The organism is Chitinophaga ginsengisegetis (genome assembly GCF_900168065.1).
In the GTDB taxonomy this organism is placed as follows: domain Bacteria; phylum Bacteroidota; class Bacteroidia; order Chitinophagales; family Chitinophagaceae; genus Chitinophaga; species Chitinophaga ginsengisegetis.
Genome location: NZ_FUZZ01000002.1, coordinates 1,104,390 through 1,120,031 on the forward strand (window position 1 = coordinate 1,104,390; position 15,642 = coordinate 1,120,031).

Annotated in this window: 14 protein-coding genes; 8 read left to right on the forward strand and 6 right to left on the reverse strand. The window is 48.6% G+C overall.

The features are described 5' to 3' along the window. Nucleotides 1-52 precede the first annotated feature (52 nt). The gene (locus B5Z18_RS18320) at nucleotides 53-1,684 is read right to left on the reverse strand and encodes a TPM domain-containing protein (RefSeq protein ID WP_079471011.1); all 1,632 of its coding nucleotides are present in this window, start codon (nucleotides 1,682-1,684) and stop codon (nucleotides 53-55) included. A gap of 94 nt (nucleotides 1,685-1,778) precedes the next feature. Between B5Z18_RS18320 and B5Z18_RS18325 the strand changes: the two genes are divergently transcribed. The 3 genes from B5Z18_RS18325 (at nucleotide 1,779) to B5Z18_RS18335 (ending at nucleotide 4,122) form a co-directional block, all read left to right on the forward strand. Next, nucleotides 1,779-2,282, forward strand: coding sequence for a hypothetical protein (locus tag B5Z18_RS18325; protein WP_143313632.1), 504 nt, complete (start codon nucleotides 1,779-1,781; stop codon nucleotides 2,280-2,282). Nucleotides 2,283-2,467: 185 nt separating this feature from the next. Continuing rightward, the gene (locus B5Z18_RS18330; RefSeq protein ID WP_079470920.1) at nucleotides 2,468-3,565 is read left to right on the forward strand and encodes a hypothetical protein; all 1,098 of its coding nucleotides are present in this window, start codon (nucleotides 2,468-2,470) and stop codon (nucleotides 3,563-3,565) included. Between the two features lie 92 nt (nucleotides 3,566-3,657). Continuing rightward, on the forward strand, nucleotides 3,658-4,122 hold the full coding sequence (locus B5Z18_RS18335; protein ID WP_079470921.1) for a VOC family protein: 465 nt from the start codon (nucleotides 3,658-3,660) through the stop codon (nucleotides 4,120-4,122). A gap of 10 nt (nucleotides 4,123-4,132) precedes the next feature. Here B5Z18_RS18335 and B5Z18_RS18340 read toward each other — a convergent pair whose 3' ends face one another. After that, the gene (locus B5Z18_RS18340) at nucleotides 4,133-4,867 is read right to left on the reverse strand and encodes a hypothetical protein (RefSeq protein ID WP_079470922.1); all 735 of its coding nucleotides are present in this window, start codon (nucleotides 4,865-4,867) and stop codon (nucleotides 4,133-4,135) included. Nucleotides 4,868-4,870: 3 nt separating this feature from the next. After that, on the reverse strand, nucleotides 4,871-5,461 hold the full coding sequence (locus tag B5Z18_RS18345; RefSeq protein ID WP_079470923.1) for an RNA polymerase sigma factor: 591 nt from the start codon (nucleotides 5,459-5,461) through the stop codon (nucleotides 4,871-4,873). Nucleotides 5,462-5,578: 117 nt separating this feature from the next. Between B5Z18_RS18345 and B5Z18_RS18350 the strand changes: the two genes are divergently transcribed. The 4 genes from B5Z18_RS18350 to B5Z18_RS18365 all read left to right on the forward strand — a co-directional run bounded on the left by B5Z18_RS18350 (nucleotide 5,579) and on the right by B5Z18_RS18365 (nucleotide 12,177). Continuing rightward, complete coding sequence (locus B5Z18_RS18350; RefSeq protein ID WP_079470924.1) at nucleotides 5,579-6,685, forward strand: hypothetical protein; 1,107 nt, start codon at nucleotides 5,579-5,581, stop codon at nucleotides 6,683-6,685. A 107-nt stretch (nucleotides 6,686-6,792) separates the two neighbouring features. Then, nucleotides 6,793-8,778 (forward strand): DUF7849 domain-containing protein, encoded by a 1,986-nt coding sequence (locus B5Z18_RS18355; RefSeq protein WP_079470925.1) that lies wholly within the window; start codon nucleotides 6,793-6,795, stop codon nucleotides 8,776-8,778. A 26-nt stretch (nucleotides 8,779-8,804) separates the two neighbouring features. Beyond that, on the forward strand, nucleotides 8,805-11,462 hold the full coding sequence (locus B5Z18_RS18360; protein ID WP_079470926.1) for a CHAT domain-containing protein: 2,658 nt from the start codon (nucleotides 8,805-8,807) through the stop codon (nucleotides 11,460-11,462). A 79-nt stretch (nucleotides 11,463-11,541) separates the two neighbouring features. Then, nucleotides 11,542-12,177 (forward strand): DUF5710 domain-containing protein, encoded by a 636-nt coding sequence (locus tag B5Z18_RS18365; protein ID WP_079470927.1) that lies wholly within the window; start codon nucleotides 11,542-11,544, stop codon nucleotides 12,175-12,177. Here B5Z18_RS18365 and B5Z18_RS32720 read toward each other — a convergent pair. Both B5Z18_RS32720 and yhdJ read right to left on the reverse strand, forming a co-directional pair. After that, nucleotides 12,172-13,026, reverse strand: a complete 855-nt coding sequence (locus tag B5Z18_RS32720; protein WP_143313633.1) for a tetratricopeptide repeat protein — start codon at nucleotides 13,024-13,026, stop codon at nucleotides 12,172-12,174. The genes B5Z18_RS18365 and B5Z18_RS32720 overlap by 6 nt on opposite strands. A gap of 10 nt (nucleotides 13,027-13,036) precedes the next feature. After that, a complete protein-coding gene (gene yhdJ, locus B5Z18_RS18375; protein ID WP_079470928.1) occupies nucleotides 13,037-13,864 on the reverse strand; it encodes an adenine-specific DNA-methyltransferase in 828 nt (275 codons plus the stop codon). Between the two features lie 104 nt (nucleotides 13,865-13,968). Between yhdJ and B5Z18_RS18380 the strand changes: the two genes are divergently transcribed. Further along, nucleotides 13,969-14,607, forward strand: coding sequence for a Pr6Pr family membrane protein (locus tag B5Z18_RS18380; RefSeq protein ID WP_079470929.1), 639 nt, complete (start codon nucleotides 13,969-13,971; stop codon nucleotides 14,605-14,607). Between the two features lie 6 nt (nucleotides 14,608-14,613). On the opposite strand, the gene B5Z18_RS18385 is transcribed toward B5Z18_RS18380, so the two are convergent. Continuing rightward, nucleotides 14,614-15,630 carry a glycoside hydrolase family 5 protein gene (locus B5Z18_RS18385; RefSeq protein WP_079470930.1) on the reverse strand — a complete coding sequence of 339 codons (1,017 nt, stop codon included), beginning with the start codon at nucleotides 15,628-15,630 and terminating at the stop codon, nucleotides 14,614-14,616. Between the last annotated feature and the right edge of the window lie 12 nt (nucleotides 15,631-15,642).

A 15,642-nucleotide genomic window follows, 5' to 3' on the forward strand; every position in this document is an offset into this window, starting at 1 on the left:
CGATATAGTTATTCAGATTAACAGGGAGCCGGTATTATACCGGCTCTTTTTTTTACCAGCTGCTGCTGGCGCCACCGCCGCCCGAAGATCCGCCACCCCAGCTGGAAGAAGAGGACGACGACGAAGAACTTCCGGAAGAGGAAGAAGATGATGATTCAGATATCTTCGGAATTACAAACTGGTAATCATGCGCATAGGCACAGAAGGCGCAAACATATTCTTTTATGCCCCATCCTTCAGATGATGTAGTAGCGCGCTGTTTAGTCACCGTTTTCTTGCACTTATAGGTTTTATGTTTGCACGAAGGACAGTCTGCCAGCGCTGACCGCATATTGGTATAATTCAATACCGTTTGCGTATTACAGGTATCGCAGCGCCATACGTCGTAATCCACCGAATCGAGCTTTTCTTCCACTACCTGGCCTTTTTCCAGGTAAGTATCATCTTCTGCTTCATCCAGTTTGTGCATGGCCTGGGCGCACTGCGGGCAGTCATATACGTCGTTGCGCAGATGATTGAGCCTGTTCTTCAGCCACATGATATACAGCCATAAATACGGCAACGGGAATATGTATCCTGCAATCCGCAGATCCCTCCTCAACACCTCCAGCCGCAGCCATTTCAGGTGGCGGTCGTCGTTTTTCAGCATCACCGCAGTACGGAGCATGATCAGCAGTACGGCCACGTGCATAAATACCAGCCACACCAGGTAATAGATCAGGCATACTTTAAGGAATCCCACATCCATATGCCGTTTTGTAATGAGATAGAAAATGGTATAAAAAGCGATGGCGTGGATAATGATCAGTCCAATCCAGCGGGGACGCAGGAATTCGTTCGGAACAGCCGTTACGGCCAATGGTTCTTCATCAGCATTCTCTTTCCGCCGCTTTGCTTTTTTCCCGAAGAAAACATGCATCATTGCCGCCGATATGAATAACCAGAAAATAATGGCCATAAAGGAAAAATCGCCGGTATAATCATTGGAAGCGGAACTGGTGGCTTCCTCTGTACTGGCAAATGACTGGGGAGCTACGTCTATAGCGTCTCCAGCGGTCACCGGTGGCGGGATTTCATCTGTTGCAACAGTTTCGCTATCGGTAGCCATCAGGGAAGCATCCGCCCCTGGCAGATCCGGCAGCATATCATACGCATAGTTGCCGTTGTCGAACAGGGAGGCGACAGACTTAACGCCGTCTGTAAACGCTGCATCGTAGTTGTGCTCTTTAATGCGCGGGATCATGTATTCCTGCTGGATACGGAAACAGATAATGTCCGGCATGTCTGCCTCCAGGCCATATCCCGTTTCAAATTCCAGTTTGCGGGCATCTTCCACCATCAGGATCAGCAACCCGTTATTCTTCTCCTTATCTCCTATCTTCCAGTAGTTAAACAGCTTATGGGCAAAATCGCGCGTTTCATTGTCGCCGATGCTGCGTAATATTACTACCGCTACCTGCGCCTTGCCGGCATTATCCAGGGTAGATAACTTTTCATTCAGTTCCGTTACCGTTGCGTCGGAAATCAGGTGGTCGGGATTACTCACATAGCCACCGCCGGATTTTTTCGGATCCGGTACATCTTCCACACTGAATTTTTGTTTTTTGCTTTGATTACACGACGCCAGGAAACCAATCAGCAATGCCAGCAACAAGCATCTCAATAAAAACGGTTGATACTTCATCAGAATATTTTCTATGCCGAAGATATGTTTATTTAATTTTTTCTTTCAACAGAAGAAAGTATTTTAACCGCCGATGAAGCCCGTTGTACCGACCTTGATAATCATATTATGCTTTGCAGCGACCCGCAGTTTTGCACAGGCCAAAACTGCCGACACCACCGTAAAACCTCCGGTACAACTGAAAACAGTGAATATTGTCCGGTATAATTTTTTTAAAGATTCTGCTGCCTTCCGGGAGGAATATAGTAAAGAGATGACCTTCCGCCGTCCGAAATGGTTTGAAGTTTACAAGATCACTGCCGTGGATATCAACAAACTATACCGGGTTACGCAGTTTAAGAAGAATAAAAAGAAGATCGCCTTCAAACATATGTTGCTGGATAAAGAACAGGAGATGTATGTAAACAGTGTATATACCCCCTCGCTGGTGAATAAAGTGACCCGGCTTGATGGCGACAGCCTCCGGCTTTTTATGCAGTACTACCGGCCGGAATATTCATTTATTAAAAATGCCTCCGACTACGACATCTATGCGGAAATAAAAAAGTACTACGGAGCGTTTATTAAAACCCGCGACAGTGTGCCGTCTCAACCATAAAACATGGCGTACCTGCATTTCTTTGGCGTACCCTGCCCCTAAAAATACTATATTTCAGTATCCATACGTTTTACTAATTCCCGCTATTATTGCGGTAATGGTAACTGCTGTGGCAAAGATTACATAAATTAGTGATCTCAAACCAGTTAACGTTGTTAGTTTTAAAGATTCTCAATACAGCTCACATGAAAAGGTTTTTCATATTGGTTGCCCTTCTCGTTCCGGTGGTACTCACCGCGCAAACGAAACTCAGTCAAAATATCGTAGACGATTTCTCCGCCCGGGTAGCCGCTCACTACCAGCTGCCGCATGACTCCATCACCGGGTACATTGCCGAACAGCTCACCCGCAGCGGTAACGCCGGCCTGGATATCGACTCTACTGTTTTTGATCTGAAAAAAGATCCGGTAGCTTTCGACGCCGCGCTGAAATACCTTTACCAGTACAGTGATTGTAACCGGCAACGGTTTATTGCCAACCTGCGCAGCATGGGACTTCAAACCAACAGCGTATTCCCCATTGCCACCTACACAGCCAATAAGTACAAGGGCGAAGTGAAAGCCCTCCTGGAAGATAAAACTGATTTCCTGGCTACCTATACAGGACCGGTAACCGGTAAGAAGCCGCCTGCTACCATTGCAGAAGTTGCCGCCGCCAACCAGGCAGCAGCCAACGCGCCGGCCAGCACCACCACCGGAAATGAAACCGCCACTACTACAGAAACAGGCAACACCGACGCGACCACCTCCACTGCCCCGGCAGCGGATACACGCAACTGGGAAGTGCGCCCCCTGTTCCAGGTTCGCACCCCGGAACAACTGGTGGAAATGTACGGCGCCAATAACGTTACCCAGCACGATGCCGTAAACCTCTCCGGCGAAAAAGAAGGCGAGGCTTACCTGATCTATCCTGACACCGACAACGAACTGGAAGTACAGTTTGACGGAGAAAACGGGAATATCCTCACCTTCTCCCACTACCCTTCCAAATGGAAATCGCCCTATGGCATCAAAGCCGGCGACCCGCTGGACAAACTCATCAAGGTAAATGGCCGCCCCTTTAAACTGAACGCCTTTGAGTGGACCAACGGCGGAATGGTATCCAGCTGGAATGGCGGCGCCCTGGAAGGCAAAGGCGTGATCATTGTGCTGAAAGCCAATAACACCGGCGATCCTAAACAATATGACCAGGCCACCGGCGACAAAATTCTCCGCTCCGATATGCCGGCACTGAAAAAGCTGGATGTAATCATCGAATCAGTGGCGTTTAAAGCAGCGAATTAAAAACCGCCGCGGATGTTGTCTTTCCCGGGATCAGAGGGAGAAAGACAACATCCGCGCTTGCACTTTTCATTTGTGCTGATTATCTTGTTTGTATGAAACAATTTCTATTATCCGGCGGCCTCCTCTTTTTGGCGCTTACCGGTATTTCTATTCACATGAGCGGACAAGCAAAGAAGTATCCATCGCTGAACCATATGGCGTTGTATGTAGTTGATCTGAAAACAAGCACGGATTTTTACCGGGATATTATTGGACTGGAACCAATGGAAGAACCTTTTAAAGATGGGAGACACAGCTGGTTCAGAGTAGGGCAGAACAGCCATGTACACGTAATTTCCGGTGCAGCCAAAGCCACCACGCACGACAAAAACACGCACCTTTGCTTCAGCGTGCCTGATATGCAGGCTTTCGTGGAAGTATTGAAAAAGCACCAGATTGCCTTTGAAGACTGGCCAGGCAAAGCCGGCGCTATTAATAAAAGAGTAGACGGCGTGCAGCAGATCTACCTCCGTGACCCGGATGGTTACTGGCTGGAGATCAATGACGATAAATACTGATCATACCCACTTATTTCAATTCTTTTTCCAGTGCGGCGGCTTTCGCTGCAGCAGCCGCATCGGCAGGGATTTTCTTTAACCAGGTCAATGCCTCTTTTTTATGCTGTGCCTGTGCATAATACAGGGCAATATAAAACGCGGCATCGTATTTAAATACGGATTCGCCTTCGTATACTTTCACCAGATCTTTCATACCTGCCTGCACGGCGCCCGTTTGGGTAAAGGCAATGCCCCGGTAATAAAGGGCAGTTTGACTGCTACTATCTGTTTTGAGATAAGTGTCCAGCAAAGGAATGACCTTCGTGTAGGCCTTCTCGTTAAAATATAATGCGGCAGACTGTAACAACGTATCCTCACTATTTCCGCGCTCAGCGGCTACCTGCATTTCAATATTGCCATAGGTGTCCATATAGCTGGTATCGCGGGAATAAAAGCGGAACAGGAAAATTCCTCCCAGCACTGCTGCAGCCATACCGATTGTGACCAGGTACTTTTTAAAGCCCACCACTTTTCCTGTGCGTTGAAAATGTTCAGCGCGCTGCTCCTGCAGGGTGGCCTTCAGCTGGTGAAGGCCCGGATCTGGCTTTAAGCGCTCCGATAAGGTAGCAGCTACCTCCCGGTATTGCTGTACCGATGCCGACAAAGCGGCATCTTCCCGGAGGGCCGCTTCAAATTGCAGCAGTTCTTCCGGCTGCATGTCGCCTTCCACGTAACGGATAATATCTTCCTGGTTATAAGCAGCCATACACTAAGTTTTCTGAGCCTGAATATAGGATAACAATGTAGCCATGCACTCCGATTTTTTCTTCCGCAGATAGCCATAGGTAACACCCATCGCCGCCGCAATTTTTTCCTGGGCTTCCCCGGTCAGTGATAACCGGAGAATTTCCCGGCACTTTTCCCCCAACCGCTCAAACTGCGCCAGGTACATACCAGCCTGGGCTTCCTCTTTTACCACCTGTTCGGCCGCGGCAAATACATCTTCTCCCACATCATATAAATCATCCAGCCTTTTTGTTACCGGCTGGCGGCCTCTTTTTTTTAATTCATTCAGCCATTTCCTTTTACAGATCAATAAAAAGAACGGTTCAAAAGGGCAGGTAAGCTGTAGCTGTTTGTGCTTTGCCTGGTGATATACATCTATAATAGACTCCTGGAAAATATCGGCGGCATCATCTTCCGTACCCTGGTGTTGCAGGATATGGTGTTTGATCTTTCCCGCAAAACGCTGATAGATCTCCTGCACCAGCAACGTATCGTTCTGTAACAGGCCCTCAAGGTATCGCTGGTCGGGGTGAATACTCATCTGGAAGTGCTTCGCATGGGTTGATAGGAACATGCTGTGACTAAAAGTACATCTTTCTAAAAAAATATTCCGAAAAGGGGGTAACAAAATAAAAGGGCTGTTGATCTACTATCAAACAAGCAAAAACATTTCTAAACAAAAATATCTTTTATGAAAGCGATTACCTTAACATCGATCACCTGCCTGGTAGCTGCCGCATTAGCTATTTCTTCGTGTAAAAAAAATAACAGCCAGGAAGTACCCGGTCCGGAAAAAGGACAGGACGCTAAAATGCTGGCGGAATTTCTCGACAGTCATGCCAAACCATTTGAACACTTTAGTATAAATGCAGCGGCAGGTGGCGTTATCACCACCAGCCAGGGAACAAAATTCAATATTCCTCCCAATGTTTTTATTACTGCCGGCGGGGCACCTGTTACGGGCGCAGTGGATATCAGTATCAAAGAGATCAGGGATGTGAGCAGTATGATCCTGTCGGACAAAGCAACTGTTACTGCCGATGGGAAGATGCTGGTATCATTCGGAGAGTTTTTTGTGAGAGCGGTTCAGAACAACCAGGACCTTGGCCTGCGACCGAAGAATGACACCGGCAAAGGCATCATGGTACAGGTACCCGCAAGGCCGGCAGATAACGTGATGAATGGCGTAAAAGAAGTGCCCATGTGGACCGGCGACACCACCGTGTCTGTTACGCAGCATGGTTTTAACTACATTAACCAGCCAGTAACCATTACCACCCAGCAAACCATTACCAGGGGCGTGTTGTGGAACCAGATCCAGAGCAGTTATGCGCTGTTCAATACGTCCAGCGGTACCATGAACTTTCGTTTGGACAGCCTTATCCGGTGGGTGAATTGTGATGGCCTGGCAGCCATGCCCAATCCCAAAACCACAGTGATGGCTTATTTTACCAATCACTTTAATAACGAAACAGCCAGCAGCTATGGCGGCGAACAACCCAGCATGCTGTTCTTCAAACCCAAAAACTACAATACACTCGTAAAATTCTACAACGTTATTATGACGCCTCCCGCTGGTAAAGAAGGCTTTCATAGTTATCAGACTTCCATCCCGGTAGGACTGGAAGGCACCTTCCTCGCTATCAGCGCTGTAAATGGCCAGTTCTATGCAGAACAGAAAACGGTTACCATCAGCACACCGGCAGGCAGCGATAACTACTCCACCGTGAGCTTTGACCTGCAGGCTGTGGATGCGGCTACTTTGTTGTCACTCATAAACAGTATGAATTCCAAATAACCGGCCTGTTATCCGTTTACAAGTACTCCAAAGTTGAAGGCAATAAGTCAATCCCCCGGTTGGCTTATTGCTGCTTTCTATATAATATTTATTTATATTTATGTTATATGCAACCTACAGCTTCCCTAGTAGCACTATTCCTTTTCTTTCAAAGCGTTGTGATGGCGCAATCTCCTGTACCTCCATCATTTCCGCAGGATACCCTTCCGCCGGAAATTGAAGTGCAGGGTACTGACGATAGTATGCACCTCGTTGCAAAGCTGCGTCCATTGCGCCAGATAGCCGGCGCCCCCGCTTCTTTCTACACCTATTTCTGGGAACTCGGAGATGGCACCTTTAGCTTTAGTCCAACGCCGGAACTGCACTACAAAGATACCGGCACCTACCAGGTACGCCTGTACGCTACCAATAACTACGACGATGGCAAGGCGCCGCCTACCAAACCCAGGCCCATTAAAGTAAAGAAGCCAATAAAAAACAGCACCTGGGCTTCCCGTTTCTTTCATGGAAATGGGAATATAGAGATGAAGATCAACCGTAATCCCAAACCAGGTGAAGACTTCATGGCACTCATCGGCTACCGGAATATGGCCGGCGATGCAGGCAGCGGCACCATCCTGTTGTTTTATAACGAGAAGCAGTTTGGTCATGCAGCATTTGATCTTACAGAAAAAAGAAGCTATCACGGGGAAGACAGCAGCTCCCTTCAATCCTTACTCGTTAAACTGGAAACGCCCGATACAGAACCTGACGCAGCACTGGCCCGTGGCCCTCACGCTAACGCACCCGCTGTAAATAATGCTGCCGCCAAAGCCATGCTACAGGCCATGCAGGGCGCGTATAATAGTCATACCGTATTGCACTTCAGCAATGCCGGCAAAACATCAGAACAATTCCTTTTCCTCAATATGCATACGCTGCCGGAAATGGTACAGGACACCAACGCCACCGTTACCATGACCGCCATGCTGGTACCCGACAATGCGTTGATGCAACCTGAAGTATATGAGCTGGAAATGGCCGTGGTAAACTCTCACGACCCTAACCGGCTGCAGCTGCGGAAACACCGGATCAACTATCGTTTTATGGGAAAGAAAAAAGAACTAACCTATAAAATTCAATTCCAGAATACCGGTAAAGGACCCGCAAAAAGAGTAGCCATCGGCATCGCCGTGCCACGGCAGCTGAACACCGAAACCATACAACTGAAAGAAGTAAGCCCGGCCTGCATCGCCTGCGACTCCGCGTACCAGACGCAAAGCTGTATAGATACCGTGCGTACGAAAGACAGCATCTATTTTGTTTTCAGAAATATTTACCTGCCCGGTCTCCAGCAGGAAGGTGTTGCCGATCCCGACTCCACCAAAGGGTTTGTGCGGTACTCCATCCTCTTTAAAAAGAAACCCAAAAAGATTCCTTTCAGCAGCAGTGCAGCGATCATCTTCGATAAAAACGAACCTATTTATACCAATCGCGCCACCGCCAGGTTCATCAAAGGATTTTCACCCGGTATCATTGCCGGCTATACGTTTTCTCCTAACAGCGGCGACAATACGCTGAAAGGCCCGTTGCAGCTGGGCGCAGTACTGGCGCCCTTTGCGCCTGACCGGCCCTACTTCCAGGTGGAAGCCTTTGCCGGTTTACTGGAAAAGGAATCTTCGGCAACAGCCATCATACGCGAAAAAAGGGACACCTCTGTAAACGGCCAGGTATACCTGATCCGGGGCAGGAATGAGGTGACCACTACCACCCGGCAATCGCTGCAACTGGTACCACTGCATTTCCGGTATAACCTCAACAACTGGATTGGTGTGGGCATTGGCGCGATGGCCCAGATAAACATTGCCACCAAAACTACTACTGAATCAAAAGTGTACCTGACCGACATACAGCAACCGAACGTGGTAACCAACACCCTCAGTAAAACGCTCAAAGATGATTCACAATGGCTTGCCAGCATCAATGCCGCGCCCTTTGCCGATATACAGATAGGAAAGATAAAAAGCGGACCAGCTATTGGATTGCGCTACCTGCGGCAGGTTACCGGTAATACACCCGACCGTTTCTTTGTATACGCTATCTACAAACTGTAATAAATCATAACTTCAGTCATTATACAATGGCTGGAGCCCGATCATATATCACTTACCTGAAAAAAGTACTGCTGTTACTGGCGGTATCCGGTTTGTTGATTTCCTGGCAGGACCCTGAGCCGGCTGTATTGAAAAAACACCAGGCTGCCAACCGGCTGGATGAGTGGATCTACACCTATATTCAATGCCCCGCCGCTACGCCTGCGGAAAAGGCCGCACAGCTGAAAAGGGCTGTCGTCAATGCCTGGCGGGCGCCCCGCACTACTGATGAAATACAGGCCTGGATGGACCTGCTCATCAACCAGGGATATTCCCTGTTGCAAAGCGGGGATATTATTTCATCAACAGATGCCTACCAGCAAGCCTTTGAATGGGGCCGGCAACACACTGCTGTTACTGATCCGGGGCTGGTACTGGAATACATCCTGAAGCCGCTGGGCAACAATTACACCCGGCTTGGCGACTATGAGCAGGCGTTGTTTATTCACCGGATAGCGTTGGAATTTGCGCGTGAGTTAAACGACCGTCAGGCTACTGCAGCTACTTACAGCAATCTCGCTAACACAGCCGCTAATATGGGGCAGCTGGAACAATCCCTTCGTTACTGCCGGGAAGGCTTGCTGCTGGCGGATAAACACAGTGCTACCTACGGCTTGCTCTTATCTGAGCAGGCGGATGCCTGCCAGCAACTACACCAATTTTCCGCTGCACGGCAAAGTATTGCGCAAAGTATCCGGATCCTGCAACAGCAACCTGCCGGCAACCCGGAGGCGGCGCACTGGCTGTTTATGGCTTATCAGCAGGCAGGCGACATTTATCTTACTGATCCCAAAACCGCAGCACAGTATTACTTCCGGGCGCTGGCCATGCCGGAAAGCCAGCGTACCCTGCGAAAGAGGGAGCAGGCCCGCCTGTTTCTGCGCATCGGGAAATTGCAGGTAGCCGCAAAACAGCCGGAAAAAGCGCGTCCCTGGCTGGATAGCTGCGCAAAGATATTACTACCGGGAAAGGATATACGTAAAATTACACCAAGTGATATTTATGGAGAATACACGCTGCTGGATCTTCTTTTCACGGCGGCATCGGTGTACCAGTCGATCGGGCAACCCGCTACAGCGCTGGCATTATACCGGTTGAGCTTTGCCGCGGAAAGAGAGCTGCGTCATCAGTATATATCCCCTTCTGCCAAAGAAGCGGCTATATCGGATAGCCGTTATCGTTATGAAGCGGCCATTGCACTAGCCTGGCAGTGCTGGCAAACCACGCACCAGGCAGCATACCAGCTGGCTATCCTGCAATTTATGGAAGACAGTAAGTCGCAGTTATTATGGGAAGAAATGCAGCAGCAGTCCATTCACGCCGGCAACGATACTATTCATAAACGGATCCGGCTGCTGGAGCAGGCGCAACTCTACTACCGCAAAGAAGCGTTGCAGGGCGGCAAAAGCGACAGCCTATTACAGCTCCGCGAGCAACGGCTGGCCTGGGACCTGGCTACTTTGAGAAAAAAAGTACGGCAAACAGAACATACCGGCAACGAAATATTTTCGCCGGACAGCCTGCTGCGCCGCCTGGCGCCCCGCCAGCGGATCCGCACTTACTTTGCCGGGGAGCGTACCTTATACACCATAGAATCGGACCACAAGGGCATACGATATGCGGATAGCACCCCGCTGGACCCGGATGCTATCCGCTATTTTAAACAGCATTTTTTTGAAGAAGGGCCCGCAGCTATGGTAAACCATCCGAAAGCTTATTACCAGGCAGCACATCACTTGTATACGCAAATATTTGCGGGGCATCCGTTGCAGCCCGGCTATACCTACCTGCTGATGCCCGACGGACCGCTCAACACCCTCCCGGTGGAGGCGCTGATAACCGACAGCGTGTATAAACCAACTATCGGACAGTGGCCTTTCCTGTTGAAACAGGCAACGGTATCTTATGCCTATTCATTGCGTACCTGGCGCCTGCAGATGCAGGCGCACAGCAACCAGGAAGGATTCAGCGGCTTTTTTATTTCGCGGCAACGGGCAGGATTACCGGAACTGCAGGGAGTTATGAAAGAAAAAGAGTTGCTGGCGCCGGTGATCAATAACGGTCAGTGGTTTGTGAATGAACAGGCAAACAGCAAACAATTCAGGGACGCATTGGAGCAATCCGGCATTGTACATATCAGCACGCATGGGTTCACCCAAAAAGACAGTACCGCCGCACCGCATATCATGCTGTATGATGCGCCGTTTTATTTATTTGAGTTGAACGGTGTTATCCGCCACCCGGCCCTGGTAGTGCTGAGTGCCTGTAAAACCGGCGACGGCCGCCCCGTAACCGGGGAAGGCATCCAGAGTATGGCGCATGCTTTTATGGCCGGCGGCACCCCTGCAGTGGTAGCTGCTTCCTGGAATGTAAACGATGCTACCGCTCCCCTGCTGATGCAACAATTCTATCAACAGCTTACCATACAACACAATACAGCCACCGCATTGCAACAGGCCAAACTCAACTGGCTCAAAGATCCGGAGGTAACGGAGATGCATAAACTCCCCTACTACTGGGCTGCATTGAGCTTCCAGGGAAATACCGGGGCCGTGATCCTGTCTTCCTCCCGTTTCTCCTGGTATTGGCTGCTTTTACTGCTGGCAATACCCGCCTTTCTGCTGATACGCAAGTGGATTCGTTAAGGAATCATGAACACGCCACCGAATTCGCCTTTTTTTCCTTAAATTCATTGAAGAGAGTCTTTAGTCATACCCTGCTTTTATGTCATTACTACTGAATGTTCCCAACGCGGAAAAAGAGCATGCTGCATCTATGGGCGCCCAATGGGACCAGGTGTCGCACACCTGGTATTTACCGGAAGACCAGTACGACCGGCTGATAGAGGTGGCCCGGTGGATTCCGGAAAAGCACCCTGCTATCATTCTGCCTACTGAAATAAGTGTTGTGCAAGCCGGCAGGCCGTGCTGGAAATGCCAGCACAACAACCGTGTGATAGCGCTTGCAGGTAATTATTTTTATGAGAAAGATATAAATGAGCGGGACGAGTCGGTATGGCGGGCGCAGGATTTCTTTACTGTATTCCAGCAGGTATCTGCCATTTCAGATAACCTGCAAACTTTCCTGAATGATTACTATCCACGTTATAAGCGGGCGTGGTCTAATACGCTGGGGAACTATTACTGGTCTAACCACTGCGAATCCTGCGACAGCATCCAAGGCGACTGGTTCCTGTTTGACGAAGCAGGCAGCGTGTTTAATCCTACAGAAAGAGAGGAAGCTGCCCGGCTGACGATCAGGAACCACACCCTGAAATATGCGCCATTGATTGATGCGGTTTATTCTTTAGGAGATCATGCGCGACTCATCAATGAATTTGCAGAAAGGGCGGATCTATAATTTCACCCGTGTTTTCAGGAAAACAAAATAGCGGGGATCTTCTTCTGCAAAAATCTCCGTCCCTTCCAGCATATAAGCCCTTAACAGGTACTCCAGCGCCTGATCATGCTGGTTCAGCTCATACAGGCTTTCTCCCAAACGTAAATTAACGAAGCCGTTGGCCTGTGCATCCGGGCCATTTAATGCTTCAAAAAAATTATTGGCGGCGGCCTGGTAGTCGCTCTTAAAGTAATACATATCACCGATGCTGGCAAACAACCAGGTACTGGCTTCCCAGTTCCGCGCCGGTTCCGGCAGGAGTTGCAATGCTTCAGTAAACCGGGCAATGGCGCCATCAAAATCGTCTGCATCTGCCAGTTCGTTACCGGCTTCAGACAAAGCCTCTACCCGTTCGTAGATATGTGGCGGCAGCTCTTCTTCCACTACAGAAGCCAGGCCGGGAAACACGTGCAGGTATTTTTCATCCACGCCTTCAAACACACGTCCGGCGGATTTATGCATGGCCGTAGTAAAATATGTTTCAGCCTCTTTCATATTCCCATTTTCAAAAAAGGCTTTACCCAGTACAAATTCACGTTCGCCATCATCTGCACGCCCCGTATCACATTGTTGTAAGATATTTGCCCAGCGAAGCAGCGCCGGGTAATCTTTTAATATGAGATAGGTTTCTGCAATGGCAAGGGCTATATGATAGCTCTCATCATACACTTCTTTGGGCGCTGGCAACAGGTCCCATGCTTCTTCCAGCTTCAATGCGTACCGGGCCGGATCATTGTTTTCAAACAACACCTCTGCTTCCTCCCAGATGGCTTCAATAGCTGCCACAATTTTTTGATCGTGTAATTCCATATATGTTCGTTCAGATGATACCGCTTTCAAAAGAGCGGATTTCACGTTGTAATTTTTCTCCTTTATATTCTTCCGCGAGCTGCAATCTTCGCAGCCCGATCTTCACATATTCTTCCTGCATTTCTATACCAATGCAATTCCTGCCCAGTTCTTTAGCCACCGCACAGGTAGTAAAGGTACCGGAGAAGGGGTCCAGTATTATGTCTCCCGGATTAGAACTGGCTTTAATGATACGTTCCAGCAGGGCGATGGGTTTCTGGGTGGGATGATTTTCATATTCATCCATGCGGTAGCGCACCCGTGCGAAGTCCCATACATTGCCCGGAACTTTTTGTGTATTATAGGCAGCTGGCGTACTTTTCCGGTAGTCGATCAGTTTTCTTTTTGCGCCGGTTTTGGCTTCAATGAGGATGTCGGCAGCATTGAAGGTGTAGTTATTTTTGTCATTTACGCAAAACAGGATGGGTTCATACATAGACCCAAAATATTTCCTGGCCTGCACCCCGGAGCTGTCGTAGCTCCATACAATGCGGGAAAGGATATTTATTTTCTGACGCAGATAAATATCAAAATAAGGCATGAACTGGGTGGCGGTCATTACATAGAAACTACCGGCAGGCTTGAGTTTCCGGATACAAAGATCCAGCCATTGGTAGCACCAGTTAAGGTATTCTTCTTCCGTATCCCATTTCTCTATATGCCCGTTAAAGTTCTTGCCGATATTATAGGGAGGATCAGCAAAGATGAGATCCACTGAATGATCCGGCACCAGCGTTTGCAGCGCCTGCAACGCATCTCCATGTATTATTGTATGACTGTGGGTACCGAATACTTCCATTTCCTTCTTTTCTGCTGATAAATTTAGCTAAAAAAAGGTGATCCACGCGATGTATGCATGAAGTGGGGATTATATTATTACATTCGTATAAATACTAATGGAAGATGAGTATGCAAAAATCCATTCCCAAAAAAATTCTTCTTGCCATCTTGTCCTGTCTTGGCTGGTTTGCCCTGATTACACAATTGTACCTTAATGTCAGCAGTCACCAGGTATCTGTTCCCGAAAGTGTTACCCGGTACTTTAGTTATTTTACACTGCTCACTAATTTAATGGTAGCTGCTTACTGCACTGTTTTGTGGCTGGCGCCCGGCAGTCGTATGGGCGCGTTCTTTTCCCGGACACAAACGGCTACGGCCATTACCGTTTACATTACTATTGTAGCGTTGATCTATAATATTGTGCTTCGTTCCCTCTGGCAGCCCCAGGGTTTACAGAAAGTGCTGGATCAATTGCTACATACCATTATACCTGTACTTTTCATTTTATACTGGTGCGTATTTGTTAAGAAACATACGCTGCAATGGAACAACTTCCTGCCGTGGCTATGGTATCCTTTTATTTATCTCGTGTTTATCCTGATCCGTGGGGCTTTCTCCGGATTTTATCCGTATCCGTTTATTCATGCAGGTGAAATAGGCATGCAGCAAACATTGATAAATGCGGGAGGCATCGCCATTTTATTTATGGTGATGTCGCTGGCTTTTATCGGCATCGGTAAATTGTGGTCGCGCCGGAAGTAGTTGTTGTCAGGGACGGGTGCTATACCCTCTTAATTTTGCACGGATATATTTACCTGATTCCGTCAGTTGAGCGGCGGTCCAGCCTCCGTTTGCGGGCGCTCCCGGCAACAGGATAGAACATAGTTCATTTCGCTTGTCAGATACCGACCAGTTAATCCAGCTCACCTGGTTGCTTTCCAGGAAAGTAAACCAGGCCTCCCATTGCGGATAGTCGATATGCCCGCTGCCAGAAGCTTCCGAGCCATTACACTCTGTTACAAACACCGGGATATTTTTGCTGAGGGCATAAGCACAATCATTTCTCAGCCACTGACCATGAGAGGCTGCATAAAAATGTACTGTATACATAATATTACTGTAACCGGTTAAAGGCGCATCTGCCACTTCACGGATCTTCTGATCCCAGTACGGGCAACCAACAATAATAATATTATCCGGATCATATGCGCGGATACCGGCAATCACCGCAGTGGCATAGGATTTCACCTGTTCCCATGTTTGCGTTTTATTGGGTTCGTTAATGATTTCATACAAGATGTGCGGATGATGACCATAAGTTTGCGCCATTGATTTAAAGAAGGCGACCGCTTCTTCCTGGTGGAATGCTTCACAATGCCAATCAATAATTACATAACTGCCTTTTGCCAGTGCAGCGTCAATTACTTTTTTCAGCAACGAAAGCTGACGGGCACGATCATTCAGGTAAGCAGGCGTTGCATCAATACCCATTGCCGCGCGGACAATATCTGTTTTAAAATCATCCGTCAGCCAGTTCACCACGCCTGCGTTCCAGTACTGCGGCCACCAGGTGCTCCAGCCGAGGCTCTGCCCCCGCAGGGATATGGTATTGTTATGCTGATCCTTCAGGTAGCGGCCGGATACATGCAACGCGCCATACCGCTGTACCGATGACTCCGCCGGAAGATGGAGTGTATCCGCAGCATCAGAACGGACAGGCCTTGCGCAGGCAAAGGCGCACAAAAAAAATGTAAAAAAGTGGAGATATAATGAATACTTTTTCATGCTCCGGATAAA

Coding starts and splice junctions, on each gene's coding strand:
- B5Z18_RS18345 (WP_079470923.1), bottom strand. CDS start 5,461: ATGTTCCTATCAACCCATGCGAAGCACTTCCAGATGAGTATTCACCCC.
- B5Z18_RS18365 (WP_079470927.1), top strand. CDS start 11,542: ATGTCATTACTACTGAATGTTCCCAACGCGGAAAAAGAGCATGCTGCA.
- yhdJ (WP_079470928.1), bottom strand. CDS start 13,864: ATGGAAGTATTCGGTACCCACAGTCATACAATAATACATGGAGATGCG.
- B5Z18_RS18335 (WP_079470921.1), top strand. CDS start 3,658: ATGAAACAATTTCTATTATCCGGCGGCCTCCTCTTTTTGGCGCTTACC.
- B5Z18_RS32720 (WP_143313633.1), bottom strand. CDS start 13,026: ATGGAATTACACGATCAAAAAATTGTGGCAGCTATTGAAGCCATCTGG.
- B5Z18_RS18360 (WP_079470926.1), top strand. CDS start 8,805: ATGGCTGGAGCCCGATCATATATCACTTACCTGAAAAAAGTACTGCTG.
- B5Z18_RS18330 (WP_079470920.1), top strand. CDS start 2,468: ATGAAAAGGTTTTTCATATTGGTTGCCCTTCTCGTTCCGGTGGTACTC.
- B5Z18_RS18350 (WP_079470924.1), top strand. CDS start 5,579: ATGAAAGCGATTACCTTAACATCGATCACCTGCCTGGTAGCTGCCGCA.
- B5Z18_RS18320 (WP_079471011.1), bottom strand. CDS start 1,684: ATGAAGTATCAACCGTTTTTATTGAGATGCTTGTTGCTGGCATTGCTG.
- B5Z18_RS18340 (WP_079470922.1), bottom strand. CDS start 4,867: ATGGCTGCTTATAACCAGGAAGATATTATCCGTTACGTGGAAGGCGAC.
- B5Z18_RS18355 (WP_079470925.1), top strand. CDS start 6,793: ATGCAACCTACAGCTTCCCTAGTAGCACTATTCCTTTTCTTTCAAAGC.
- B5Z18_RS18380 (WP_079470929.1), top strand. CDS start 13,969: ATGAGTATGCAAAAATCCATTCCCAAAAAAATTCTTCTTGCCATCTTG.
- B5Z18_RS18385 (WP_079470930.1), bottom strand. CDS start 15,630: ATGAAAAAGTATTCATTATATCTCCACTTTTTTACATTTTTTTTGTGC.